This window comes from Desulforapulum autotrophicum HRM2 (assembly GCF_000020365.1).
In the GTDB taxonomy this organism is placed as follows: domain Bacteria; phylum Desulfobacterota; class Desulfobacteria; order Desulfobacterales; family Desulfobacteraceae; genus Desulforapulum; species Desulforapulum autotrophicum.
This window is the reverse complement of sequence record NC_012108.1, coordinates 4,657,858-4,682,600: the sequence shown is the minus strand read 5'-3', so window position 1 is coordinate 4,682,600 and position 24,743 is coordinate 4,657,858. Positions and strand designations below refer to the sequence as shown.

General features: G+C 50.4%; 20 protein-coding genes and 1 pseudogene. 16 read left to right on the top strand and 5 right to left on the bottom strand.

Annotation, left to right across the window (positions count from 1 at the left end; translation table 11 throughout):
* Nucleotides 1–154 precede the first annotated feature (154 nt).
* From HRM2_RS20565 to HRM2_RS25580, 7 genes and pseudogenes are all read left to right on the top strand, one after another.
* Entirely contained in the window at nucleotides 155–1,417 is a 1,263-nt protein-coding gene (locus tag HRM2_RS20565) for a glycosyltransferase (protein WP_015905961.1), read from the top strand.
* A gap of 9 nt (nucleotides 1,418–1,426) precedes the next feature.
* Nucleotides 1,427–2,548 (top strand): glycosyltransferase family 4 protein, encoded by a 1,122-nt coding sequence (locus HRM2_RS20560; protein WP_015905960.1) that lies wholly within the window; start codon nucleotides 1,427–1,429, stop codon nucleotides 2,546–2,548.
* The gene (locus HRM2_RS20555; RefSeq protein ID WP_015905959.1) at nucleotides 2,535–3,146 is read left to right on the top strand and encodes a histidine phosphatase family protein; all 612 of its coding nucleotides are present in this window, start codon (nucleotides 2,535–2,537) and stop codon (nucleotides 3,144–3,146) included. Before HRM2_RS20560 ends, HRM2_RS20555 begins: the two co-directional genes overlap by 14 nt.
* The gene (locus tag HRM2_RS20550; RefSeq protein WP_015905958.1) at nucleotides 3,143–4,303 is read left to right on the top strand and encodes a glycosyltransferase family protein; all 1,161 of its coding nucleotides are present in this window, start codon (nucleotides 3,143–3,145) and stop codon (nucleotides 4,301–4,303) included. The genes HRM2_RS20555 and HRM2_RS20550 overlap by 4 nt, the downstream gene beginning before the upstream one ends.
* Nucleotides 4,300–5,088: a polysaccharide deacetylase family protein gene (locus HRM2_RS20545; protein WP_015905957.1), complete on the top strand. Its 789-nt coding sequence runs from the start codon at nucleotides 4,300–4,302 to the stop codon at nucleotides 5,086–5,088. The genes HRM2_RS20550 and HRM2_RS20545 overlap by 4 nt, the downstream gene beginning before the upstream one ends.
* Nucleotides 5,060–6,547, top strand: coding sequence for a glycosyltransferase (locus HRM2_RS20540; RefSeq protein WP_148214681.1), 1,488 nt, complete (start codon nucleotides 5,060–5,062; stop codon nucleotides 6,545–6,547). The genes HRM2_RS20545 and HRM2_RS20540 overlap by 29 nt, the downstream gene beginning before the upstream one ends.
* An 80-nt stretch (nucleotides 6,548–6,627) precedes the next feature.
* A pseudogene (locus tag HRM2_RS25580) lies at nucleotides 6,628–7,197 on the top strand (DsbA family oxidoreductase); the annotation flags it as partial.
* 137 nt (nucleotides 7,198–7,334) lie between these two features.
* Here HRM2_RS25580 and HRM2_RS20530 read toward each other — a convergent pair.
* Nucleotides 7,335–10,148, bottom strand: a complete 2,814-nt coding sequence (locus tag HRM2_RS20530; RefSeq protein WP_015905954.1) for a molybdopterin-dependent oxidoreductase — start codon at nucleotides 10,146–10,148, stop codon at nucleotides 7,335–7,337.
* A 474-nt stretch (nucleotides 10,149–10,622) separates the two neighbouring features.
* Between HRM2_RS20530 and HRM2_RS20525 the strand changes: the two genes are divergently transcribed.
* From HRM2_RS20525 to HRM2_RS20510, 4 genes are all read left to right on the top strand, one after another.
* Nucleotides 10,623–11,396: an enoyl-CoA hydratase/isomerase family protein gene (locus HRM2_RS20525; RefSeq protein WP_015905953.1), complete on the top strand. Its 774-nt coding sequence runs from the start codon at nucleotides 10,623–10,625 to the stop codon at nucleotides 11,394–11,396.
* A 15-nt stretch (nucleotides 11,397–11,411) separates the two neighbouring features.
* Nucleotides 11,412–12,422: a 3-oxoacyl-ACP synthase III family protein gene (locus HRM2_RS20520; RefSeq protein WP_015905952.1), complete on the top strand. Its 1,011-nt coding sequence runs from the start codon at nucleotides 11,412–11,414 to the stop codon at nucleotides 12,420–12,422.
* 155 nt (nucleotides 12,423–12,577) lie between these two features.
* Entirely contained in the window at nucleotides 12,578–13,810 is a 1,233-nt protein-coding gene (locus HRM2_RS20515) for an MFS transporter (protein WP_015905951.1), read from the top strand.
* Between the two features lie 120 nt (nucleotides 13,811–13,930).
* The gene (locus HRM2_RS20510) at nucleotides 13,931–14,413 is read left to right on the top strand and encodes an adenosine-specific kinase (RefSeq protein WP_015905950.1); all 483 of its coding nucleotides are present in this window, start codon (nucleotides 13,931–13,933) and stop codon (nucleotides 14,411–14,413) included.
* 161 nt (nucleotides 14,414–14,574) lie between these two features.
* On the opposite strand, the gene HRM2_RS20505 is transcribed toward HRM2_RS20510, so the two are convergent.
* From HRM2_RS20505 to HRM2_RS20495, 3 genes are all read right to left on the bottom strand, one after another.
* Nucleotides 14,575–15,072, bottom strand: coding sequence for a cyclic nucleotide-binding domain-containing protein (locus tag HRM2_RS20505; RefSeq protein ID WP_015905949.1), 498 nt, complete (start codon nucleotides 15,070–15,072; stop codon nucleotides 14,575–14,577).
* Nucleotides 15,050–17,599 (bottom strand): ATP-binding cassette domain-containing protein, encoded by a 2,550-nt coding sequence (locus HRM2_RS20500; protein ID WP_015905948.1) that lies wholly within the window; start codon nucleotides 17,597–17,599, stop codon nucleotides 15,050–15,052. Before HRM2_RS20500 ends, HRM2_RS20505 begins: the two co-directional genes overlap by 23 nt.
* A gap of 146 nt (nucleotides 17,600–17,745) precedes the next feature.
* Nucleotides 17,746–19,203 (bottom strand): outer membrane homotrimeric porin, encoded by a 1,458-nt coding sequence (locus HRM2_RS20495; protein ID WP_015905947.1) that lies wholly within the window; start codon nucleotides 19,201–19,203, stop codon nucleotides 17,746–17,748.
* Nucleotides 19,204–19,763: 560 nt separating this feature from the next.
* Between HRM2_RS20495 and HRM2_RS20490 the strand changes: the two genes are divergently transcribed.
* Nucleotides 19,764–20,174, top strand: coding sequence for a pyridoxamine 5'-phosphate oxidase family protein (locus tag HRM2_RS20490; RefSeq protein ID WP_015905945.1), 411 nt, complete (start codon nucleotides 19,764–19,766; stop codon nucleotides 20,172–20,174).
* A 351-nt stretch (nucleotides 20,175–20,525) separates the two neighbouring features.
* Here the strand turns inward: HRM2_RS20490 and HRM2_RS27840 are convergent, their stop codons facing one another.
* On the bottom strand, nucleotides 20,526–20,750 hold the full coding sequence (locus HRM2_RS27840) for a hypothetical protein (RefSeq protein WP_232364090.1): 225 nt from the start codon (nucleotides 20,748–20,750) through the stop codon (nucleotides 20,526–20,528).
* 246 nt (nucleotides 20,751–20,996) lie between these two features.
* Here HRM2_RS27840 and HRM2_RS20485 point away from each other — a divergent pair, with 246 nt between their 5' ends.
* The 4 genes from HRM2_RS20485 (at nucleotide 20,997) to HRM2_RS20470 (ending at nucleotide 24,730) form a co-directional block, all read left to right on the top strand.
* Nucleotides 20,997–21,959, top strand: coding sequence for a GSCFA domain-containing protein (locus HRM2_RS20485; protein WP_015905944.1), 963 nt, complete (start codon nucleotides 20,997–20,999; stop codon nucleotides 21,957–21,959).
* Nucleotides 21,960–21,973: 14 nt separating this feature from the next.
* Nucleotides 21,974–23,239: a glycosyltransferase family protein gene (locus HRM2_RS20480; RefSeq protein WP_015905943.1), complete on the top strand. Its 1,266-nt coding sequence runs from the start codon at nucleotides 21,974–21,976 to the stop codon at nucleotides 23,237–23,239.
* A 1-nt stretch (nucleotide 23,240) separates the two neighbouring features.
* Nucleotides 23,241–23,927 (top strand): ABC transporter permease, encoded by a 687-nt coding sequence (locus tag HRM2_RS20475; RefSeq protein WP_148214680.1) that lies wholly within the window; start codon nucleotides 23,241–23,243, stop codon nucleotides 23,925–23,927.
* 68 nt (nucleotides 23,928–23,995) lie between these two features.
* The gene (locus tag HRM2_RS20470) at nucleotides 23,996–24,730 is read left to right on the top strand and encodes an ABC transporter ATP-binding protein (protein WP_041274195.1); all 735 of its coding nucleotides are present in this window, start codon (nucleotides 23,996–23,998) and stop codon (nucleotides 24,728–24,730) included.
* The last annotated feature ends 13 nt before the right edge of the window (nucleotides 24,731–24,743 follow it).

Sequence of the window (24,743 nt, the reverse complement as noted above, 5' to 3'; positions counted from 1 at the left end):
ACCGGTATCCAACGGCGGAGCGGAAAAACTTCGACCTGTGCGGTTCGTCGGATTTATACTATTTCCGTATAAAAAAAGGTTAACCGCACAGGTCGAAAAACTTTAAACCCAGTTGAGGAATAGATTTGAAAATGGATTTTCAGGAAAGGAAAAGATGAAAAACGAGAACACCGGGAAAACAGGCACATTCTGCATGGTTTTAAAGGGATATCCCAGGATATCTGAAACGTTTATTTCCAATGAGATCCTGCTTCTGGAATCCCTTGGGTACAAGATTCACATTGTTTCCATGCGCCATCCCAGGGAGTTGTTCACCCATGCCAGCGTGAGCAAAATCAGGGCCGGGGTGGATTATTTGCCTTCAACCATCCTGCCCAACCTTCATATTCTCCTGTACCATAACCTGCTGTTGGCCTTGAAACGGCCAAAGCGCTACATGGGTGCCCTTAAAAAAGCGGTTGAACGATGGTTCAGGACCCGGCGGTCGGCAACGGTGAAACACCTTCTCCAGGCGGGGGTCCTGGTCCATAAATTTCTGCCGGGAAAGGGTATTGTTCATTTCCATGCCCATTTTGCACATTCCCCCACTTCTGTGGCCCTTTTTTCAAGTCTTTTGTCAGGGCTTCCCTTCAGTTTTTTTGCCCATGCAAAGGACATCTATACCTCGGACCGGCGCCAGCTTGCAGAGAAGATTGACATGGCGCGTTTTGTGGTGACCTGCACCCGTTACAACGAACAATACCTTGCAACGGTTTCACCGGGTACGGCCACCCCCCTGTTCTGTGTCTACCATGGAATCAACCTGGACTATTTCAAGCCCCAGGGAACAGCCAAAGTTCCCTCTATCCCATACCGGATACTGACTGTGGCAAGGATCACTGAAAAAAAAGGACTGGAAACGGTTTACCGTGCCCTGGCCCTTTTGCGGGACCGGGGAATTGATTTCAGGCATACCCTGATCGGCGAGGGAGATGACAGGGACAAGATCGTGGGTTTGATAGAATCCCTTGATCTGGGTGGCCGGACCACACTCTGCGGCACCATGACCCACGAGCAGGTGATTGATTACTATGCACAATCAGATATCTTTGTCCTGGGATGCCAGGTGGCAGCCAACGGTGACAGGGACGGGATTCCCAATGTCATGGCAGAGAGCATGGCCATGAATCTTCCCGTTGTGGCAACCAATGTGTCGGGGCTGCCCGAGTTCCTTGAGGATGGGGTGACGGGGCTCATGGTGGAGCCAAAGGATCCCGAACGACTGTCCCGTGCCATGGAACGGCTGTTGACGGATCAGGCGCTTCGCCAACGGGTGACAGCGGCGGCCAGAACGAGGGTTGAAAAGAACTTTAACAATAAAAAACTGGTAAGGGAACTTGCCCATATCTATGAGACCATGGTACCGGAACTCGGATAGGCACTGGGGATGAAAATTGCCTTTTATGCCCCGTTTAAACCCCTTGGCCATGGAACCCCGTCGGGAGATCTTGCCATTGCCCAGGGAATCGTTGAATTCCTTGAACGTAGGGGCCATGAAATAAGTGTCCAGAGCCGGGTAAGGGCCCGGTGGATCTATTATCGGCCCTGGCTCTGGCCCGGGTTGATCCGGGATTTTTTAAGGTCAATGAGACACCTTAGCGTTTCTCCACCCGACCTGTGGCTGACCTATCATACCTACTACAAGGCCCCGGATATCCTGGGGCCCTGGGTGTGCAAATGCCTTGGCATCAGGTATGTTATTTTCCAGGGAATCTATTCGACAAAGCGGAAAAAGAAAATCAAGACCCTGCCTGGCTTTTTTTTGAACCGGGAAGCCCTTTTGCGGGCCGACCAGGTGATTACCAACAAGCTCGAGGATTTTGAGAATCTGAAACGGATTGTCCCGCACGAACGGCTCGCCCACATTCCTCCGGGGATTTATCCTGAAGCCTTTGGGCGAAACCGGTCAAAGGGCAGGGCTCTCAGGGCTCAATGGCAGGTGTCCGGGGTGCCGGTTATCCTCACGGCAGCCATGTTCCGCGATGATGTCAAGAGCCAGGGGCTGGCCTGGCTGATTCGTTGCTGTTCAATACTTGTGGCACAAAAGGTGCCCTTTCTCCTGGTTATAGCGGGCAGCGGCCCCATGGAAAAAAAGCTCAAGGCCATTGCGGAGCAATGCATCCCGGGGCATTGTCGGTTTGTGGGGAAAATTCCAAGGCAGGAGATGGCCGGGTTCTACAGTGCGGGAGACCTTTTTGCCTTTCCCGGGATCCGGGAGTCCCTGGGCATGGTTTTTCTCGAGGCCCAATCGTGCTCTCTGCCCGTGGTTGCCTTTGACAATGGTGGCATTCCCGAGGTGGTGGACAATGGCACCACGGGTCTGCTGGTCCCCATGTTCCACCAGGCAGCCTTTGCCCGGGCTTTGACCCGGCTGATCCAGGATCCTGACCTAGGACCCGGCATGGGCAGGGCCGGGGCCGCCTACATCCGGCAACGCCATGACCTTGGCCGTAACTATCTTTTGCTTGAAACCCTGTTAAAGCGGGTGGCGTTTAATGATTTGTTTTAACCTGATCCGCCATGGTAAAACCCAGTGGAACCTTGAGCAGCGAATCCAGGGACGGACGGACGTTCCCCTGTCTGCCCAGGGACGCCGCCAGGTGGCCTCATGGTGCCCTGCCCTTGGAGATCTTTCACTGGACCTGATTGTTTCAAGTCCCATGGCCCGGGCAAGACAGACGGCGGAAATTATTGGACAGGGCTTGGGCCTATCGGTGGTTATGGACGAAAACCTCAAGGAACAGTCCTTTGGACTCTGGGAAGGTAAAACCATCAACCAGATAAGGCAGACCTCTCCTGGAACTGTGGAACACCAGGAGGGGCTGGGCTGGGATTTTTGTCCCCCGGAAGGAGAAACAAGGCATGGGGTGCTCAAGCGGGCCCTTGGGGCCCTTGGAGCGGCTGCACAGCGATATAACGGACTGAATCTCCTTATTGTAACCCACAATGGTGTTATCAAGTCCCTTGCCTACCATGCCCTTGGAAGAGGTTTTTTGCCGGGGGAGGAGCGAGTGATCAAGGACGGCCATCTGCATCGGTTCGCATGGGATCAGACAATGGTCCTTGAACGTTTGAACCTAATAAACCTGAACCAGGAGGCGCAATGAAGATCATCGTCTATTGCCAGCATGTGCTGGGAGTGGGACATTTTTTCAGGACGCTTGAGATTGTCAAGGCGCTGAATGCCCATGATATTGTCCTTGTCACAGGCGGGGCTGCCCTGCCTTGTCCGGTTCCCGCCCATGTGCGCCAGGTAAATCTACCCGGGTTGATGATGGATGACCATTTTAACGGGCTCTACAGCGTTGATCCGGCAAGAACCGTTGAGGCGGTTAAACACGAGCGCCAACAGATTCTGGAACAGCTCTTTTTTGACGAGCGTCCGGATTTTTTTCTGGTGGAACTCTATCCCTTTGGCAGAAAAGCCTTTCGCTTTGAGCTGGATCCGGTTTTGTCCCTTATCCGGCAGGACAAGGGCATTCAATGCCGGGTGGTTTGCAGCATCAGGGATATTCTTGTGGAAAAAAACGATGTCACAGCCTACGAAACCCGGGTGGTGAATACCCTGAACCAATATTTTGACGGGGTATTGATCCATTCGGACCCAAAGTTGATCCGGCTTGATTCAAGCTTTTCAAGGATGGCTGAGGTTCGAATTCCAATTGTTTATACCGGTTTTGTGACCCCCCTGCCTGATCCTTCAGCAGTGGCCGGGGTTAGAAAGGCCCTGGGGATTACATCGGGTCAGTCGCTTGTGGTTGTGAGTGCCGGCGGCGGAACCGTGGGGGCACCTCTTTTAAAGGCTGCACTCCTTGCCCACAGGCACCTTGTGAACCGTGACAGGGTAAAGATGATGGTTCTGACCGGTCCCTACATGGACGAAGAGGCGGTTGATGCAATCCATTCCCTGGCAGGGGAGGGTGTTCGGGTGGAACCCTTTTGGGCAGATTTCATCACCCTTCTGGCAGCTGCGGATTTGTCCATCAGCATGGCCGGGTACAACACCTGCATGAATCTTGTGGCCGCAGGTGTCACAGCCCTTGTCTGGCCCTTTGACCAGAACCGGGAACAGCGGACCCGGGCAGGGATGCTGGCTGATTTTGCAGACATGACAATGCTTGAACAAGCGCACCTTGAGCCAAAGGTCCTGGCCGGCATGATCCAGGAACGCCTGGTTGCCGGGAAAAATAAAATTGTCCAGCCCCTGGACCTTGGGGGGGCTCAAGCAGTGGGCAAATGGATTGAACAAAAGGAGAGACCATGAATCGGATTTATGATGCCATCCAGGACCGTGTGCCGGCGTTGATCCAGCAGCGCCTTGAACAAACCCTGGCCCGGGGGGTGGAGGGGAAAAAAGAGGTGAGTGTCTTTTTCAGGGCCGATGACATCGGGGTGCCGGGGCACAATTTTACCCGGATGGTGAACCTCTTTCTTGGGTACAGGCTTCCCCTTTGCCTTGCCGTGGTGCCCACCTGGCTGACCCGTCAACGATGGGAAACCCTGGAGCCCTTTGCTGAAAAAGGGGGGAAGCTCTTGTGCTGGCATCAGCACGGGTGGCGGCACTGCAACCACGAAACCCAGGGAAAAAAGCAGGAGTTTGGCCCAGGTCGGCCTGCATCGACTGTCACCAGGGATCTTGAAAGGGGCAAACAGCGGCTGGAGGATCTTTTAAATCGTCGTTTTGACCGATTCTTCACCCCACCCTGGAACCGGTGCACCCGGGAGACCATGGATTGCCTGGTGAGCCTGGGGTTTGATGGTATCTCCAGAAGCGCCGGCAGCCGTCCCGGGCCGCCTGAAATGCTCAAGGAATATTCTGTCCATGTGGATCTTCACACCCGGAAAGAAAAATCTGCTGCGCTTGGGTGGGACGCTTTTTTTAACGAGCTCTCCCAGGGTATGGCCACAGGGGTCTGCGGGGTCATGCTCCACCATAGGCGCATGGATGAGCCTTCCTTTATTTTTCTTGAAAGTCTGTTAAAGGCAGTGGCTGCCCAGCCCAAAATCAAAGGGGTAACATTTGCTACCCTGGCAGCCATGGGGGCTTGACGTGGAAATGGAGAAGAATGGACAAATGGTTTCCATTGAACTGCTCGAAGGGTTTGCAGCCCTTGCAGATTCCGGTAAACTTTTTTTATCCAGGGATCCGGCCTGGTACGCCGACCTCAGGTCCAGTCTGGTAAAAGCCCTTGACGAGCTGCTCTTCTGGCATCGGCCTGAACTTGAACAATTAAGGGGCATTGACTGGGCCTACGCGATTTTAAGGGATCGTCTTGCTCTGTTTGAGGGGCTTGCCCGACAAGACCAGGAATTTGTGGGGTTGCAGGCAAAGCTTTTTCTGGCCCTGTTACCCTTTCCAGGTCAATGGTCATGGCTTGAAAAAATGGCTGTCGATTGTGGAAACCTGCCTGAAATACACTCGTTTCTGGAAAATGAGCAGCGTGTGATCCAGAGAAAGATTGAAAAGAAACAATACAAGCGGTTCAGACTGAGGAATTTCTGCCAGGTGCTTAAATCACCCAGGCTTCCCCGGGAAAAGGGGGTGTTGAGAATTTTTTCAATCCCCTATCTTTTTTTTCCGGTGCCGGCCCTGCTCCAGGCCGTTGGTGAGGCCTATTTTCTGTATGTGGAACCTGCCGCAGGCGTCACCTTTCGCCACACCTGGCTGCGTCTCTATTCAAGGCTGAAAGACCCTGTACTGTTCGGTCTCTCCTCCCATGAGGACCGGGCCTTTGTCCTGGGGCAGCCCAATACCGTTACCACCCGGCTTGCCCATGGCGACTACCTTGATGCAGAAACTCAAATGCCCATGCTGGCAAAGAAACGGTTTGACCTTGTTTTTAACAATACCTTTGACGAAAGAGAGAGAAAACGCCATGAATTGATGCTTGATCTGATGCTTGACCCATGTTTGAAAACCTTTCAGGTGCTGTTCATGGGAAGGGGGACGACGGAAAATGTCGCCGGTTTCAAAGGGGAGATTGATCGAAGGGGGCTTTCCTCCAGGGCCACTGTTCTTGCCAACCTGCCTCGAAAACAGGTTGACGCCCACCTGGTCCAGTGCCGGGTCGGGGTTCATCTTTCCCTCATGGAAAACGGATGCCGTGCGGTGTATGAGTATTTAAGGGCAGATCTTCCCTGTGTCATGTCCACATCCACGGCCGGTATGGATCAGTCGATCATTAATTCGTTGACCGGAGTGCTTGCAACGGACAGGGAACTTCCAGGGGCAATCGCCCGGACTGTTGAGCGGGCAGACCAATTCTCACCGAGAAAATGGTTTCTTGAAAATTCTGGTTGTTCGAATGCCACAGGGCAACTCAACGGGCAATTAAAAACCCTGTTTGAATCCAGGGGATATGAGTGGCAGACGGATATTGTTCCCCTGACAAGCAGCGGGGTGGGAAGATATTTTGATCCACAGGATATCAAGCGGTTTGAGGCGGATTTTAAAGGTCTGACAGCCTTGTTTGCAAGCCAGCCGAATCTGCCCATCCGTTTAGATTGACGGGTGATTATAGGATACATCACATGAGTTCATTGCATCAACTGGAAGTGTTTTCAGACTTTACCTGACCATGGTGTTATCTCAGTACCGGGCGTATTGAGCGATTGTATCAGGATTATGGCATAGCGGTTGTCTGGCGGGCTTTCCCCCTGCACGAAGAGATCCTTGACACGGGGATGACCCTTGAGGAATTTATCGGAGATCCCCATGTGGATATTGCCGGGATGCTTGGAAAATTCAAACGCAGGGCAGATGAGTGCGGCCTGCCCTTTGTGGGTAGTCCCATGATCTATAATACCCGCATGGCCCAGGAGCTGAGGGCCTGGGCCCATGAAGCCCATGGTGCAGGAAAAGCGTTTGAGCAAGCGGCCTTTGCCGCCTATTTTGTGGACGGCAAAAATCTGGCCCGGACCGATGTGCTGCTCGATATTGTCCGGGACCTGGATCTGCCCGAAGATGAGGCCCGGAATGTGCTCAATACACGGACATACCGCCAACATGTGGACAGTGACCTGGACCGGGCCCATGGGTTTGGAATCATGTCCGCACCCACCTTCATTGCCCACAACAAGCGTCTGGTGGGTGCCCACCCCTTTGGAGTGCTCCTGGATTTTGCCCAGGGCAGGGAAGGTGGTTTGAGCGTCATGTAAATCGTGTTTGAACGAAAACTCACCCATCTGCGGCGTTGCTGCAAAACGCTGGAACCTCACGTACTATAGTACGTTCCGGTTTCAGCGTTTTTTGTGCCTTGCATATCCGGCCAAAGGGCGCTTGCACCTTTTAGGTTCTATCCTGCTTTTTTTACCCGTGTCTTGATGTATTTCAAAAGCGGTGTTCCGCCGGTGGGTTCGGTCACATTGGGAGGCATCAGGGCGCCGGGCACATTGACGCCTCCGAAATCCGGGAATTTGGGGTCGCCTTCAAGGCCACGCTCATGGCCGTACCCCCCGGCCGCGCCAAGTACCCCCGGTCTGATATCCGGGGTGGGCTCGGCTTTGATGGTGGTGCTGCCCCAGGGCGATTCCAGCAAGACCGTGTCACCGGGTGTAATGCCCAGTGCAGCCGCATCCTGATCGTTGATGATCAGGGTATTGGTTCGCCTGAGCTTCATCAGCTGGTAATTGTTGAAAGTTGAGCAATGTTCATGCTGAAAGATTCTATAGTTTCCGAAAATAAAGGGGAACTCATTATCCGGCTTGAACTTTTCTTCAATTTCTTTATAGTCGGGGAGGGGATCAACCCCTTTCTCCTGGCTGACGACATTCAGGAAGTTGTACTTGCCCGTGGGGCTTGTGCCTGAACTGCCATACCCCGCCGGGGGATTGATGCTGCCCCATTCTCTGTATTTGTAGTATCTGGCAGGGTCAGTGACAATATATCCTTTTTCCTTGAGTTCCTGAAAATGCCATGGCAGGTCACGCATCTGGTTTTCAAAGGCTTCGTCCATGGTGTTCCAGGGTACAGCGTCCTTGACTCCCATACGTTCGGCCAGTCCCTGGACAATGCGGTACATGGGGCGGGAGTTGTACATGGGGGGAACCACCTGGGCAAAATAACTCAAAAAGGCGTCATACAGCCAGTCCGGTTTGACCTGGCTCTGTTCCAGCCACGTGGAATCGGGCAGAACAACATCACTGTGAAGGGCTGTATTGCACATGAATGCGTCGATGGTGACGCATAGATCAAGCTGATCAATGCCCCTGATTATAGAGGCGGTATTACCCCAGGTGAGCACAGGATCGGCCCAGTAGGTTATCAGCCCCTTGATCCGGCCGTCGGCAACCTGGTCCTCGAATTTGGCCGGGGACCAGCCGGACCAGAGCAGATAGGTGTCCATTTTGGGGGCTGGCTTTTTCTCCGGCTTCTGCTGGCCGTCCCGCCAGGCTGAGCCCAGTTTCCTTTTCCAAGGCAGTGAGGGGCCGCCCGGAGCATCAAAGGTTCCGCAGAGACCGTTGAGAGCCTGGATGGCAGCCGTGGCCCAATGGCTGTTGGGGCTTTGGGCCAGCCCAGCCCAGGAAATGACGCCCTTGGCTTTGGCCTGGGCAAATTCCCGGGCGATGCGCTCCAGGGTCGTGGCTGGTACGCCGCATATCTTTTCTGCCCATGCAGGCGTTCGGGCAATCCCGTCTTCCTCTCCCAGAATCCTGGCCTTGAAGGGTTCAAAACCTGTGGTCCATTCTTGAACAAATTCCTTGTCGTACAACTCTTCTGTGATTATCACATGGGCCAGGGCCATGGCGGCAGCTCCATCCGTGCCAGGCGTAAGGGAGATCCAGTCCGTGGCCTTGGCCGCAGTTTCCGATTTCCGGGGGTCAAAAACCACCACCCGGGTGCCCCTGTCCATAGCCTTTTTCAGTGCTGCTGATTTGCGTTGGCCGTAGGAGGTGATCAGATCGTTGTTGCCGAACATGATCACATAGTCCGCCTCTTCGTAATTGATCCAGGGGCGTTTGTCGTTGAGGTTGTGCTCGTTGGCCATGCGATTGGCGTTGTCGCACATGGTCCGGTGGGTCCCTTTGGGGCAGCCCAGATGTTCGAAAAAAGCTTCGTGCACAAAGTTGGTAAAGTCATTGCCCCGGAAGTAGGCCAGTTTGCCCTGGGGAATGTCCGCCATGCGCGAAGCGATAAGGTCCAATGCCTCGTCCCAGCCAGCCTTGCGAAAACGGCCGTTTTCACGAATGAGAGGGGTCTTGAGCCGGTAGGCACTGTTCACATGTTTGGGAGATGCCGCACCCTTGGGGCAGAGGCGGCCCTGCCCCTTCGGGTCACCTTTGAGTCCGGCCACCTTGACCAGGATTCCGTCCTTGACCTTGGCTGTCATGCCGCACAAGGCACCGCAGGTATAACAATGGGTAGGGATTTCCTGCTCCAAACCTTCTGGAACTGCACCGGGAACAAGCAATGACGGGGCAGGTTCAAAAAGGATCAGGCGAAAGGTTTCAAAAAATTGATGCCAGGGTGTGTTTGCATTCCCGAAGGTATCTATATCGGATGTTTCAAGTGTCTTGCTGCAAGACTCCAGAAATGCACGGCACATAAGGGCTATTTCTTTATAGAAGGGCGACATTGCCGCATCGTGCAATTGGTCGCAGAAGGTAAGGGCCCATTCCATGAGGGTTTGAGTAAAAAACCTTGCATAGCGTTCCGTGTTGTCCTGTCCCAGCAAAAACGCACACACCTCAAGTTCCACGCTGATATGGTCATCCAGATCCTTAAATGCAGGATCGGTATGGAGATCCAGACTTCGCAGTGTCCTACGCAGATCAAAAAGGGGCTTCTGCTGAACCACCGGCGTTCGGGAAACATGGACCGAGGCATAGGGAAACACAGGATTGGGACCGGCATTGAGGAACAGGTCCGCATATTCGTAGCGGAGTTGTTGGTGCAGGTCTTTGGTGGGCATGCTCTGGAGATAAGCGTTGAAACGACCGGCCGATGCTTCCATGGCGGACCGCTCTTTCTTGCCTATATTTTTGGTGGAATGTTCCCGTAAAGGTGATGATTTAAGGGCGCTGACACACGCAAAAGTTGGCTCATCCCTGAGAATGGTTGCAAAAAAAGCGAATACTGATGCCTGGTCTTTGTGTAATTGATTATTCATGGCGTATCCTCCTATATACTGTACATCCCCGAAGCAATGTTTTTGCAAATGTTATTCATGCTACAGTTGACATCGCTTTTTAGTCTATGTTCTCATCGGCATGAAACCTCCGGGGGCTTTAGCTCAGTGGTTGTTGAAGTGATTCTTGAGTCCATTGCTTAGTGTAGTACATTGTATGTAGCATTTGGAAGGTTTAAAATCAAAAGAGCCATGTTTTGGAATATTTTATTCCGATCATAATCCCTAGGGTTGTGAAATAAAGGAGGGGGCCACTCTTCTGGAGCCTCCTGGATTTTGCCCGGGGCAGGGAAGGTGGTTTGCGTACGATGTGAATTTTCTTGACAAAAAGGAAATGCCCATCCTAAATTCCGAGCAGAGTATTGAGTGATATTTTGGATTGAACGTATCGTGCAGGGTAAGGAGCTCAAAAAAACGCATATATTTTGATCATGGGCCTAAAGGAAATTTAAAATCATGGAAGAGACACTTTTAGAAAAAACGAGTAATCACATTACCACAATTACCATAAATCGCCCGAAACAGCTAAATGCACTCACCCCGTTAATGATAACAGAGCTGGAACAAAAATTTAAAATCCTAGGTGAAGATAAAGAAGTTAGAGCTATTATAATCAGGGGACAAGGGAACACCTTTTGTGCAGGTGTGGACGTAAAAGGCTCTTCATATAATCCTTTAAACTCCCGTGTCTTTTTGAAAGATTTTAACCGTATGCTTAAAACCATTGAAATGATGCCCCAGCCTACCATAGCCATGATTGATGGCAGTGCAGTCTCCGGCGGGCTTGAGCTTGCACTTGCCTGTACCTTCAGAATAGCTGCAAAAAATGCTAAACTGGGTCTTCCTGAGATAAAACTTGGACTGGTTGCAGCTGGTGGAGCAACATATCGTCTTCCACGCCTTGTTGGTTTTGGCAGAGCAGTAGAGATGTGTCTTTTGGGCGATCTCATGGATGGTGAAGAGGCTGGTGACTGCAATCTTGTAAATTTTGTGGTTTCAAATGAAGCGCTTGCTGACAGGACAGAGGCACTTGCAAATCGATTAGTCAATAACCCGCCCATTGCGATGAGTCTTGTCAAAGATGCATTGTACAGTGCATCCGCTCCCCATGTTGATAACTCTGCACTGATGGAAATCCTTTCCGCCAGCGTCAACCACTACACTGAAGATAAAAAAGAAGGCATTGAAGCATTTTTCTCCAAAAGAAAACCAACATTTATTGGAAAATAAAAAGGGGAACAGTTTATGTTGAAAAACAAAGTTTGCGGCATTAAAGGTATGGGTTTTTATATGCCTGAAAAAAAGGTATCCATAAAAGAACTGGCAAAACAAAGCGGGATTCCTGAATTTGTAGTTGATGCCCTGGGTGCTGAAACAGTGCGTGAAGCCAATGCCGATGAATATCCTTCAGACATGGCAATAAAGGCAGCTTTAGATGCTTTGGAAAATGGAGATGTTGATCCCCTTGATATTGATACGATCATCTATTGCGGTGCAGGTGTTCCAGACTACATTCTACCCCATACAGCCGGCAAAATTCAGCATGCAATTGGTGCAAAAAATGCGTTTGCCTTTGATATCTCCCAGGGATGCTGCGGTATGCTAACCGCCATACAATTAGCCAAGGGTTATATTTCCCTTGGTGAAGGCATAAACAATGTAATGCTTGTCACTGGAGACAAATGGAGCCAGTTTACACGATTTCACTCTGCTGATTCAGTTTTCTTTGGTGACGGAGGAGGCGCAGCAATTTTCAGCAAAGGTCATGGTGACTTTTCACCTTTAAGTACAGAAATTATCACTAAGGGAGAATTCTACGATCTATGGTGTGTTCAGGCAGGCGCATTGCGTCATCCTGCTTCCAGGGAAACCCTTGAAAGTAAAGATATGCATACCTATGTATGTCTCGATCTGGACAGGGCAAGGCATGAATTTAAGGATATCTATGTACCTGATCTTATAAATGCTGTGAAAGGTGCTTTAAAGAAATGCAGTCTTGAGCCTTCGGATGTCTCTTATTTTGATATGGTGAACAATAATCTTAAAGTGCAGGAAATTATTATGAACAAACTTGGAATTCCTGTTGAGAAATCGTCTGCAGGCTATTTACAAAGATTTGGACATTTTGGTGGACAGGATATTTTCCTGAACCTTCATATGGCAAAAAAAGAAAAAAAGATTAAAAAAGGAGATATAATTGTAATGCTCACCGCAGGCATCGGATTTTCCTGGGGCAGTGCCGTATTTCAGTACTAGGACCGCAATTTCATAACTTGAACGAGATTGCTTGCCTTTTCAGCCCTTTCCCATGGCCATATATCTTTTAGTTGTCGGGCATAAAACCTGTCAAGGGTGTAGACCTGACAACTTAAAGCTGCTATGTTATGGCCTTTTTACCAGCGGGAAAACCGATGCATCAAACCGTTAGGTCAAACATTCTCCGGCTCTACATCATCAAGCTCTCCAAGTGGTTGATGCTGACCATGCCCATCTTGTTCCTGTTTTACCGGGAGAACGGTCTTGCCACCCATGACCTCTTTGTACTCAAGGCTGTCTATTCGGCAGCGATTGTCTGCCTGGAAATACCTTCCGGTTATTTCGGGGATATCTGGGGAAGAAAACGCTCCCTGGTGCTGGGAAGCGTCCTGGGTTTTGCAGGATTTGCCCTCTACAGTGTCTCCACGGAATTTTGGGGTTTTTTGGCCTGTGAGATCATCCTGGGCATCGGCCAGAGTTTCATCTCTGGATCCGACTCCGCCCTGCTCTATGACACCCTCCAGGCGGCAAACAACGAAAACGAATACCTTAAAATTGAGGGACGCTTGATCTCTGCCGGCAACTTTGCCGAGGCCATTGCCGCCCCCCTGGGGGTTCTCATTGCTGCCATCAGCCTTCGTACCACATTTTTTTTCCAGGCGGCAGTGGCATTTTCAGCCATCCCGGCAGCGCTGACCCTGTTTGAACCAACGCGCCGGGAGATGACCGGTACCACCAGTTTTAAACAAATTCTCAGAATCGTGAAATATGCGTTGTTCGAGCACCAGGGGCTGCAGGCAACCATCGTCTATTCATCGGTCATCGGCACGGCTACATTGACCATGGCCTGGTTTGTTCAGCCCTACTTTGTTTTCCTGGCGTTGCCCCTGGCCCTTTACGGCATCTTTATTCCCCTGTTGAACCTGACAGCCGGTGTCACATCCATGCATGCCTATAAAATTGAACGACGGCTTGGCCGGGAAAAAACCATCCTGTTCATCGCCATCGGCATTGCCTCAGGCTATCTCTGCCTGGGCCTGTTTAACACCCTGGGCGCACTGTTTTTCCTCTTTGTCTTCTATACCATCCGGGGAATTGCAACACCGGTTCTGAAAAACCACATCAACGAGATCACCCCGTCGGAAATCCGGGCCACAGTACTCTCCATCAGGAGCCTCATCATCCGGCTCGCCTTTGTTATCCTGGGGCCTTTTCTGGGCTGGTGCGCCGATCGGTTCGGGCTATCGTCTACCCTTATTGCCGGGGCAGGCATTTTCCTGGTTACAGGCATTTTTGCCGCCATGTTCATCATCAACACCTTGAGGAAAAATTCCCTGGCTGTCATCGGGACCGTCCCTCAGGTACAACAAAATGGGGGACCGTGGTGAGGGACTTTGATGTTCATTAGTCAAACAGTCAGGGCTTGAGGTTGTTTTTCCGGACAAATATCATTATATTGAAATCTGTGAATGCATCCCCTTTAATCAACTAAATATGTGGAGGCTAAAATGGAATTAAAAACGATAACCATTGAAAACCCGGATGAGCTGAATTTTATTCTCGGTCATTCCCATTTTATTAAAACAGTGGAAGATATCCACGAGGCCATTGTATGTACCGTTCCTAATGCGAAATTCGGGGTGGCATTCTGTGAAGCATCCATGGAATGCCTGGTCCGCCACAGTGGAACCGATCAAGAAATGATTGAATTGGCCAAAAAAAATGCCTATGCACTTTCTGCCGGTCATTCTTTCATTATTTTCATGAAAGATATGTTTCCCATTAATATTTTAAACACCATAAAAAATGTGCCTGAAGTTGCCAGAATCCATTGCGCAACGGCCAATCCCGTGGAAGTTATCCTGGCCCAGACCGATTTGGGCCGGGGAATCCTGGGGGTGATTGACGGGTTTGCCTCAAAGGGGATCGAAACCGAGGCAGATATTGAAAAAAGAAAAGGCTTTCTCAGGATGATCGGGTATAAACAATAGCATGAATGCCAGGCAGATATTTTTTTCCTGGCAGGCAACGGGGTAAAAAGATATTTCGAGCCACAGGGTATCAAGCGGTTTGAGGTGTGTTTTAAAGGTTTGACATCTGCCCATCCGTTTGGATTGACCTGTGGTTTCGCCTTTAAAGGTCTTGCTGTGGATCAGGTCTTCAGCAGAAGGTCCATGTGAAAATCCATTCTTTTCATGCGCGCCTGGATCAATTTCTCAACGATGACTATGCAGCTTTCAGGATATCGGACCATCACCTTGCGGAAATTGTCCCTGTCCAGGGTCAGCAGTTCGCAATCGCAAAGGGCACAGGCTCCCACATTGAACTGAATTTCTGCCAAAAGGGCCATGTAGCCGAAGAAGTTGCCCGGTCCCAGGCGTTCAAGGCTGTTTTTTTCGTCCTGGGTGCCGAGAAATAGCTCCACCTCTCCCTGGATGATTATAAATGCCGTGTAGAGAAGATCTCCCCTGGAAAAAATGGTTTCCCCCTGGGTATATTTTCTTCTGTCTGCCACCAGGGCAAACAGGCTGAGGATGTCGTAATCAAGCTGATGAAATGCCGGTATTCCCCTGAGGATGTCCAGGTTCTGTTCAATAATGCTTTTTTGACTCTGTCTCTCCATGGTCTCATCTGCCCTGCACAAGTTCATAAAAGATTTCCTTTTTATCTATCAGATCCTGGTACTTGCCCATTTCTAACAGTTTTCCATCCTTTAAAACAAGGATTTTATCATAAAAAGGTAGCAGGTCTGTTCTGTGGATGACCGAAATAACCGTGGAGAGCCCCTTTAGGTGATTCGTTATATAGGCCTGCACCTGTTTCTGGGACATATTGTCAAGGCTTGCCGTTGCCTCGTCAAGGATGAGTAGCGGCGGTTGTTTCCCAAGGGCCCTGGCAAGGGCGATTTTTTGCTTTTGACCGCCGGACAGGCGATCACCCTTGCTCCCTACCCTGAAATCAAGGCCTGTGCTGATCAGTTGGTCACACATTTCCTGATCGTTCTCCAATACCTTGATGACCTGTTCCCGGATTCGGGGAGAGGATGAGGTGTATTCTGTTTTGACACACCCGAACAGCAGGTTTTCAAGAACTGACTTGGACGAGAGGTATTCTCCGGGGCAAAACACGGTGTTTTCTTTCCTAAGGAGTAGCTGATCCTTTTTCATGGGATTTCCAGACAGCAGATCGCCCATGGTGCGGGTGCATTGATTAAAATCGACCTTGATGAAATCATCCAGAAAAGCTTTACGAAAGGCCACGATGGTGTCCTGCATCTGTCTGGACACGGATGCCACCTTGTGCCTGGCTGGTACATAGGTCAGGGCCAGGGAGAAAAAAAGGGTCTTGTCCCGTGGGTGCATCTCTTTGGGTCGGCATTGTGGGTAACGTTCCACAAGGGCTTCGTAGCGTGCCATGTCTTTGATGTCCATGGGGGTTGATTTGAAAAAGGCCGGGTCATCCGCAAGGTTTTTTAACAGAAAAGCCGATTGCTCGGCAATTTTGTAGCCCAGGCAGACAAGGTCGTCATCCAGCCCAAAGGTGTCCAGGAAGGTACGAAATTGCCTGTTCTCAGCAATGGTTTCCCGGGCAAGGGTTCTATGAAATTTATCACTGAATACCAGGTTCTCATAGATGTCCGTGTGGTTGAGAAACTTTGTTGCATCAAAGAGTTCGATCCTTTCGTAAAGGTCAGTGCCAAGGGTTTGCCTCAGGGTCCAGCGGAAGTTAATGATCTTTTCAGCAAAGAGTGCTTCCCTGGAAGGTTGAAGCTTGTTTTCAAGGGCAAACTTGAGAATGTCGTCCGTTAACCCAACTGCATTGAGAAGCGCTTTTGCCCCGGGGGCATCCTGGGCCAGTCTGGGACAATCTTCAGGGATACCCAGCATGATGTTTTCCCCCACACTGGTGTCAAAAAGGTAGGGGTGCTGGGCAACATAGCCCATGTTGCAGCTGATGTCCTTTTTGGTGAGCCGTTTCTGGTGGTGGTCGTCGAACAGGACTTCCCCCTGCTGGTAGGTGTAAAGTTGACCCAGAATCATGGCAAGGGTGCTTTTACCACTGCCGGAAAATCCGACAATGGCCATGTGTTCCCCGGATTGCAGGTCAAAGGAGATATCATGGAGCAGCTTGATATGGTTGGCGGTGGAGTAGTTGAGATGTCTGACGTTGATATGGCCCCTTAGGGTAAAAATGCTGCGGTCCGTGGGTGACATTGAAAACTCAGGTTCAAGGTTAAAGGTTTCCATGACCCGGTTGTAGCGCACCACGGCGTCCTGGTGGGCCTGATAGAATTCGATCATCTCCTTCCAGGGATCATAAACTTTCCCATAGGCTGAGAGGCAGGCGATCAGAGCGCCCAGGGAAAAATCTCCCTGGATGGTCAGGTAGCCGCCAAGGATGAAGAGCAGAAACGGTCCTGCATTCTGAAACAGGTTGTTGATCATCTTAATGGCGTATTTGATGAGAAAAAGCTGCTTCATGGTCGCCACAAGGGAGGATGAAAAAAGGTCAAAGTTTTTTTGCTCCCTCGGGAAAAGGGCATTCCCCTGAATCTCGATGATTCCGGAGACGGATTCGTCTATTTTGTTACTGATCCTGCGCAGGGTTTCGATTCGATTCCGGTTGTGAAGGTTGTAACGTTTCTGAAGATAGGGAATTAAAATCAGTTCAATGGGAAAGAGCAACAGGCTGATGGCCCCGAGAAGGGGATTCAAGTATACCATATAGGCACCAAAACTGAGCAGGGTCAATCCCAGGGAGATGGGAACCGTCAATGCAGTGCCGATGAAATGGCCAACGCTTGAAAGCTCTCCGGCCAGGGCGTTGATGATGGTTCCAGGGGGATGGTTTCGAAAAAAATGAAGGGGCAATTGCAGGAGATGGCCGTAGAGTTCACTTCGAATTTCATAAAGGATGATCTGTCCCAGCTGGGCCTGCATCATATTGATGATAAATTTCAGGCAGCCAAAACCGATGAATGAAACCAGGAACCCAAGGGAGTACTGGATCAACAGGGGAACGTTTCCTGATTTGATGGCGATATTGACGATGCGTTTCTGTAACTCAAGGGGAAGGATTTGCAGGGATATGCTCAACAGGATCAGCACAAGGGTTGCTGCCTGCCACAGTCTGTGCCGTTTCAGTACCCAGAAATACAGGGTTTTTTTTCTCTCCATGGAGGAAGTCCCGGTTGCTGTCTATTGTTATAAGGGTGCCGGCCGGTTGGGTTCCGGCCAGCACCAATCTATACTCTTTATGCCATGACTGTACCATGGTAACAAGGATTCAATATAAAAAAACGACAGCCATGGTCCGGGTCTATCTAGAAGCTTAACTCAATGGAACAGGCGATTTTCCAGAAATCTTCCACATCGCCGTTGATCTCCTCATTATAGTCGCTGTCTTCGTCAAAGGTTATATAGCCCAGTTCAGTTGCAAAAACAAGGTGCTTCATCACCTGGAATTCTGAATTGAAGTTGACCTCCACAAGGCTTTCGTCCTCGTTCAGGAGAATGTCATCTGGTGATTGAAAAATCGAGTCATCGGCAGTACCCTCTGCATACATGATCTGGAATTCATGGGTGAGTCTTTCCCCAGTTCTAATGTCTTTGAGCTTGAAACCTACGGCCCACATGGATGTGGCATAGGTTGAATCATAGGAGTCAAACATGTTGTCGTTGAAACGGCTGCCGCCAAAGTAGGAGGAGGTGTAGGTTGGTCCACCAATGAGGACGGGCATCATGTCGATGTCTGAATCATCGGCATCTGGACCGTTGCCATAAAGTACAAAAAATTCAGGGGTCATGGACGCCATTTTGTAGTCAACCACAAGGTCGGTGAAAAAACCGGAGATGCTTGCATCCACAGTGGCTGTTTGCCAGTCCATGTCGCCATAGGTTGCGCTTGCACTGACGGCAAGATTTTTGTTGGGGGAGAATTGAATGGAGGCACCCAGGTAATATGCGTTTACATTGTCTGTGGGATTGGCATTGGTGATGGCGCTGTTGGCGCCTGTGAGCAGACCGGGATAGTCAAAATAGGCGTATTTGTAGTAATTATTATCCTCGTCAGTGTCAATTACATCTTCCTGGATGTTGGCATAGGCTGCCCAGGGGGTCACCTTGACGGTACCCATGGAAAGGGGCATTTTGGCAAAAATAAAATCGGCCTGGTCGTCGGTTTCGCTTTCCGAATCATCCATGAGATCCGCCATCCTGAACCAGCCTACCTCCAGGGAGACGGTTTCGGACAACGGTGCCATCATGGTAACGCCGGGTGGGGTTTCATAGAAAATGTTCGAACCATAGGCAATTTCATGGAGGTTAAAGCTCTGGGAGCCTAATTTAAAGTTCACGCCGCCATTTGTTGTGTAATCAATATATAGCTTGTCAAGTTCCAGGATTAAATCGCCGTCTTCCTCCCCCCCCACTGCGGCATCGGTTGATCCAAAATATCCGCCCGTGGATCCTTCTCCTATCTGAAAGCTTACAACACCTTTCAGGTTATCGTTTAAAATCCAGTCGACCCTGAGATTTAATTCCCTTGTTGCGTCAAAATCTGCATCGTCTCCCTTGGAATTGTTGTCCACAAAATCCAGGTACTGGGTTGCGCCAAAGCTGGCCTTGATGGCGCCACTCACCTCCATCTTTCCCATTTCTCCAGCATCAAAGGTCATGGCAGTTGCGTTTAAAGGGCTGAAAGCCAGGATTGCAGCCAGCAGCACGATGATTGCCGGGGTGTACATAAATGATTTGTGGGTGATTCTCTCAATTTTGCTCATCTTTTCCTCCGTAACGGTGTTGGGGTTGAAACAGATGCATGCCAGTCCCTTTAACTGGTATGGATACCCTTGGTTACATATACATTAGCAAGGGAAGGGCCAGTTTCTTTGAATTTGCCTTTATTTTTTTTAACTATCTGAAATAATTTTGATTATATTAGTTATCATCGGGTCACCTGATTTGATTTGCATGTATTTAAAGCGTTACTTAACGTTGGGTTGCGTTACCGTTAAAGAACGGCTTGCTCCCCTGGAAAGGCTATAGGGGGTATGCTGGAGATGCAGAAAAGAATAAATTCGCAGCTATTACCCATATCCCAACGAGAAAACAACTTGAGACATAAATTACCGACGTTCCCGTTTGCTATAACCGGCACGGCCGGAGCGCGATATGGCTCCGGCCTCAACAAATTTTGAAAAACCGTCATTGACAATAGTTTGGGGGGTGTTTCATATAAAACTTCGTGTGATTTGACATTTTTTTCTGTTGGGGGCATAGTCCATGGGGGTCAAATGGTTGACCCGCAATACCGCCAAAATTAAATTCAAAGGAGATGGATATGGCTAAGATGACAAATCGAATAAAAGCCCTTTTTGAAAAGGTTCCCACTGCCATTCTTGCAACGGCAACTGTGGATGGAACGCCTAATGCCGTGCCCATTGGCGCTAAAAAGATTATTGACGACGAGACGATCCTTATTTCAGATCAGTTTTTCAACAAAACCCTGGAAAACCTCATGGCCAATCCCAAGGTTGCTGTCACCTGGTGGGAAGGCCATGAGGGCTACCAGATCAAGGGAACCGCCATCGTTGAAACCACTGGCAAGCGGTTTGAGGATACGGCGCGCTGGATGGAAGAACGCAGTGCTAAAGCCGGGTTCCCCCTGAAATCCAAGGGTGCGGTTATCATCCATGTGGACGGGATTTATGGGGTGTCTCCCGGACCTGGGGCTGGAAAAAAACTGGTCTGAAAATTTGGAAAAAAGACCCTATGGCCCCGGGCCGTTGAAATTTTCCCAATAACCGGCACGGCCGGAGCAGATCCCTTGCTCCGGCCGTGCCGGTTTTTATAAGAAACTCATGTCGAAACATCATTGTGAAAGTCTCGACTTTCGAGCCCTCTTTGGTTTCCCTGATCGGAACATTGTAAACCAAAGGGGATAGGATTTTTGCCCTTCCAGGCGTTAAGAAGCGCAGGCTGTTTGAGGACTTTAGCCCGCAGTTCCTGCGCTTTAGTCTGGAAGGGCAGAAATCCCCCCGACGTTTACCGTTCCGGTCAGGGTAACCAAAGGGGGCGGAATGGTACTATCGCCTGCTCTGTATCATCGTATTTCATGCTTCGTTGTGTCCGTCAGGACATGTGGGTTTATATGTAACTCGCTTCGACCGGCAGGCGGAAACGGGTGTTGCCCTTCTCTCATTCTCGCAGGCCGTCCATGGCCTGCTCCGAGGGAAATGGCAACTCCTTGGACCTCATGTCCACCGTTGCCATTTAATCCGTTCAGGGCAACACCCGTTCCCGCCTGCCTACTATTGTCGAGTTTCATGCTTCGTTGTGTCCGCAGGACATGTGGGTTATATAAAAAAAAAGGGCGTTTATAGCAGGATAAAAACGTTTCCATGGGTTGCTTAACTTTTGGTCCGGGGTAAATTTTTGTTGATCTTTTGACCTGGGATATTCTATTATTTACAGACTAACCCGGAAAATATGCGGACAGAGGGCCGGGGGTATCCCATGGAGAGATTTTGGCTACAGACTGGTATATTTATATTTTTGATAAGGAGAACCCTGGTTGGCCCGTTCCCAGATGTACCCCATTCATCGTTTCAGCACCTGGCAGGTGTGGCCGGGATCCTATGACAATCCTCCCATAAGTGAATATTATCCCTTTCCCGAAAGGTCGGATTTTGCCATTGATAACACAACACCCATCGCCTCCATGGGGTCCTGTTTTGCCCGGGAGATCCGCAAGCGGCTCATAAAAAAAGGATATAACTATATCCAGGAAGAGCGTGACCACCCCGCCTCGGTCCATGCCAGTGCCGCCTGGGAGAGGACCTACAGCATCTTTTCCATGCGGCAGATTTTTGAATACACCTTTGGATCGTTTGACCCCATCATTCGGTGGTGGATATCTCCTGAAACACAGACCGTCCAGGACCCCTTTCGCCGGGTCGTCCTCTATGACAATCTTAAACAGGCGCGTAAAGATTTTAAGCAGCATATTTCTTTTTCAAGAAAGGCCCTTACTAAAGCCCGGGTGATTATTCTTACCCTGGGAATGACTGAGGTCTGGGAGGACCAGGAGGACCAGACCGTTATCTGTGTGCCAGCAGGTCCCTATGTCAACGAGGGGGGAGACATGGATCGCTATCGGTTCCGGGTGACCCGCTACCTGGAGAATCTTGAAAATCTTGAACGGATTCACACCCTTCTCCACCTTCACAATCCCGAATGCAAGATCCTCATCACCGTTTCTCCCGTCCAGCTGTGGGCAACCTTCAGAACTGACCTTGATGTGATTTCAGCCAGCTGTAATTCCAAATCCACCTTGAGGGCTGTGGCTGACGTATTTGCGTCTGACCACGACAATGTGTCGTATTTTCCGGCCTATGAGATGGCAATCCTTCATTCGGTGATCATGGGAAAGAATCCCTTTGCCGATGGCAAGGAAAATTTCCATGTGAGCAAGGAAACCGTGGATCACATCATGGAACAGTTCTTTACCTTTTACGCAGGAAAAAATTCATTATAGTCAGGAGACTGCCCATGGACGAGAAGTTCACCTTTAATATTCTCATGTATTCCCATGACACATATGGGCTCGGCCATATCCGACGCACCATGGCCATTGCTGAACATTTAAGCTCTGAGGATACCAATATCCTCATCTTGACAGGGTCTCCCATGGCGGGCCGGTTCAGGTTCCCCATGGGCGTTGACTATGTGCGTATCCCGGGAATGATCAAGCGTTCCAATGAGGACTACTTCCCCCTTTCCATCCGGATTGATCCAGTCCAGGCCCTGGAGATAAGAAAGAGCATTGTACTGGCAACTGCACAGACCTTTCGGCCGGACCTTTTCATTGTTGACAAGGAACCCCTGGGGCTGAAACGCGAAGTGCTGCCTACCCTGGAGTGGATCAACACGGATCTTAAAGGCTGCTGCACGGTCCTGGGCCTGAGGGATGTGATGGATGATGCCGATACGGTAAGGCAGAACTGGCAGGGAAAAGGGGTGTATGAAAACGTTGAACGACTCTATACTGAGGTATGGGTTTACGGGGACAAGGCCCTTTATGATCCTGTTGTTGAGTACGCCATTCCCGAAACCATTTCCAGTAAACTTTATTTTACCGGATATATCCCAAGAAAGGTGCCTCCGCCCTTTGAGGTGGAGGATATCCAGAAACAGCTTGCCCTTGACCCAAAAGAGCGCCTGGTGACGGTGACCACCGGGGGGGGAGGGGACGGTTTCTGGGTGCTCAACGCCTATCTCACCATGCTGGAAATCATGGCAGCATCGTCTGACCCTTTTCCCTTCAAGACCGTTCTCATCACAGGGCCGTTTCTTTCCGATGATGAAAATGCCGTTGTTCATGAACGGGCAAGGGCCCTTGGGATTCTGGTGTATCAGTTTTTTATCCACATGGAACAGCTGTTTGCAGCCTCTGATCTTGTGGTGTGCATGGGGGGGTACAACACCGTGTGCGAAATCCTTTCCCTTAAGATCCCCTCCCTTGTTATTCCCAGGGAGGACCCCCGCAAGGAACAACTCATCCGGGCCATGGCCATGGAAAAAAAGGGGCTGCTTGATTATATTTCCTGGGCCATGGTGAGCCCCGATCTTATGCGGGAGAAAATTCTGGCCATGCTTTCCCATTCTGGATGCTTTCGCAGGGCCATGGCGGATTTTTCCCTCACAGGCATTGACAGGATCTGTTCCCGGATATCAACCTTCAGGAACAAAAAAAATGGGAATAAATCCAAGGAGACAGACGCCCTGGAGTGTCCTTCTCCCCCGGAAGGGGCATAGTATGGTATTATTCTCCTGGAACAGACGACAAGAGCGCAGGGTTTCAAGGTCTGGGCGGCAGGTGACACTGCCCTTTTTTAAATCCGTGGAGATTGCTGTCAAGAGCATACGAGCCAGATTTTTCCGCTCGTTCATCACACTGCTGAGCCTGGTGCTTGCCATTTCATTTTACAGCTATGTGAAAACAAATGTTGTGGTGGCCCAGGGGATTATCCTGTCCCAGGATTCCCTTGCCGTGGAAAAGCTGGTTCAACAGGGGTATGACGTGGATGATCCGGGAAATAATCCAAAGCAGCGCTGGATACTTTCCCTTTCTCTGCTGGTGTGTGTGGTGGGCATTGTCAATACCCAGCTCATGGCTGTGACCGAGCGATTCAGGGAGATCGGCACCATGAAGTGTCTGGGTGCCCTGGACCGGTTTATCCTGAGGCTTTTTTTGATCGAGGCAACCATCCAGGGCTTTATCGGTGCTGGGGCCGGGGCTTTTCTGGGAATATCTGTGGCACTTTTGACCTCGGCGTTAACCTTTGGTACCCATGTCTTTGTCATTATTTCCTGGTCAGACGTGGTCTTTACCCTGGGATCGGCAATGGGGCTGGGGTCTTTGTTGAGCATTTTAGGTGTCCTATATCCTGCCCTTGTGGCAGCAAGAATGCAGCCGGTGGAGGCCATGAGGACCAGGGCCTGAACCTGGCGTGCCAGGCCAGGTTGTTTCTGTGGGTATGGGGCATGGTTGAAAACAAGGGGGGATTAAAGATGGAAGAGACAAACTGGATTGTCCGGGTAACCCAGGTCACCAAGGCGTTCACCATGGGCAGGACCGTGGTGCCCGTTCTCAAGGGGATTGATCTTTCCATCCGTGCCGGGGAGTACATTTCGATCATGGGGCCTTCCGGGTCGGGCAAGAGCACCCTTTTCAATATGATCGGCGGGCTTGATAAACCTTCGTCTGGTGCCGTTTACATCGACGAGGTGGACATTGCCCAGCTTGATGCCTATGAGCTTGCCTGGCTTCGGTGCCGGAAAATAGGTTATATCTTTCAGACCTTTAACATTATCCAGGTGATGACGGCCCTTGAAAACGTGACCCTGCCCATGGTTTTTGCCGGAGTCAGTGCCACGGATGCCACGGACAAGGGCATGGCGCTCCTGGATCTTGTGGGGTTAAAGGAGCGGTTTAACCACAAACCCTTTGAGCTTTCAGGCGGTCAGCAGCAGCGGGTGGCTGTGGCCAGGGCCCTTGCCAATGATCCGGCCATCATCCTTGCCGACGAGCCCACGGGAAACCTTGACCTTAAAACCGGGGCTGAGATTATTGATCTTTTAAAGATGCTCAGCGTTGAAAAGCGGGTGACGGTGATTTCAGCCACCCATGACTTTAAAATGCTCAATGTCTCCGACCGTGTGGTGTGGATCGAAGATGGCAGGATAGACAGGATCGAAAACAGGGATGAGCTTTCCATCTCCATGGGGGAGATCGGAAACAGGTAATAAAGCCGGAGTA

Coding starts and splice junctions, on each gene's coding strand:
- HRM2_RS20550 (WP_015905958.1), top strand. CDS start 3,143: ATGAAGATCATCGTCTATTGCCAGCATGTGCTGGGAGTGGGACATTTT.
- HRM2_RS20565 (WP_015905961.1), top strand. CDS start 155: ATGAAAAACGAGAACACCGGGAAAACAGGCACATTCTGCATGGTTTTA.
- HRM2_RS20530 (WP_015905954.1), bottom strand. CDS start 10,148: ATGAATAATCAATTACACAAAGACCAGGCATCAGTATTCGCTTTTTTT.
- HRM2_RS20510 (WP_015905950.1), top strand. CDS start 13,931: ATGGAATTAAAAACGATAACCATTGAAAACCCGGATGAGCTGAATTTT.
- HRM2_RS20495 (WP_015905947.1), bottom strand. CDS start 19,203: ATGAGCAAAATTGAGAGAATCACCCACAAATCATTTATGTACACCCCG.
- HRM2_RS20490 (WP_015905945.1), top strand. CDS start 19,764: ATGGCTAAGATGACAAATCGAATAAAAGCCCTTTTTGAAAAGGTTCCC.
- HRM2_RS20475 (WP_148214680.1), top strand. CDS start 23,241: ATGGTATTATTCTCCTGGAACAGACGACAAGAGCGCAGGGTTTCAAGG.
- HRM2_RS20500 (WP_015905948.1), bottom strand. CDS start 17,599: ATGGAGAGAAAAAAAACCCTGTATTTCTGGGTACTGAAACGGCACAGA.
- HRM2_RS20545 (WP_015905957.1), top strand. CDS start 4,300: ATGAATCGGATTTATGATGCCATCCAGGACCGTGTGCCGGCGTTGATC.
- HRM2_RS20515 (WP_015905951.1), top strand. CDS start 12,578: ATGCATCAAACCGTTAGGTCAAACATTCTCCGGCTCTACATCATCAAG.
- HRM2_RS20555 (WP_015905959.1), top strand. CDS start 2,535: ATGATTTGTTTTAACCTGATCCGCCATGGTAAAACCCAGTGGAACCTT.
- HRM2_RS20480 (WP_015905943.1), top strand. CDS start 21,974: ATGGACGAGAAGTTCACCTTTAATATTCTCATGTATTCCCATGACACA.
- HRM2_RS20470 (WP_041274195.1), top strand. CDS start 23,996: ATGGAAGAGACAAACTGGATTGTCCGGGTAACCCAGGTCACCAAGGCG.
- HRM2_RS27840 (WP_232364090.1), bottom strand. CDS start 20,750: ATGAAACTCGACAATAGTAGGCAGGCGGGAACGGGTGTTGCCCTGAAC.
- HRM2_RS20520 (WP_015905952.1), top strand. CDS start 11,412: ATGTTGAAAAACAAAGTTTGCGGCATTAAAGGTATGGGTTTTTATATG.
- HRM2_RS20505 (WP_015905949.1), bottom strand. CDS start 15,072: ATGAACTTGTGCAGGGCAGATGAGACCATGGAGAGACAGAGTCAAAAA.
- HRM2_RS20525 (WP_015905953.1), top strand. CDS start 10,623: ATGGAAGAGACACTTTTAGAAAAAACGAGTAATCACATTACCACAATT.
- HRM2_RS20560 (WP_015905960.1), top strand. CDS start 1,427: ATGAAAATTGCCTTTTATGCCCCGTTTAAACCCCTTGGCCATGGAACC.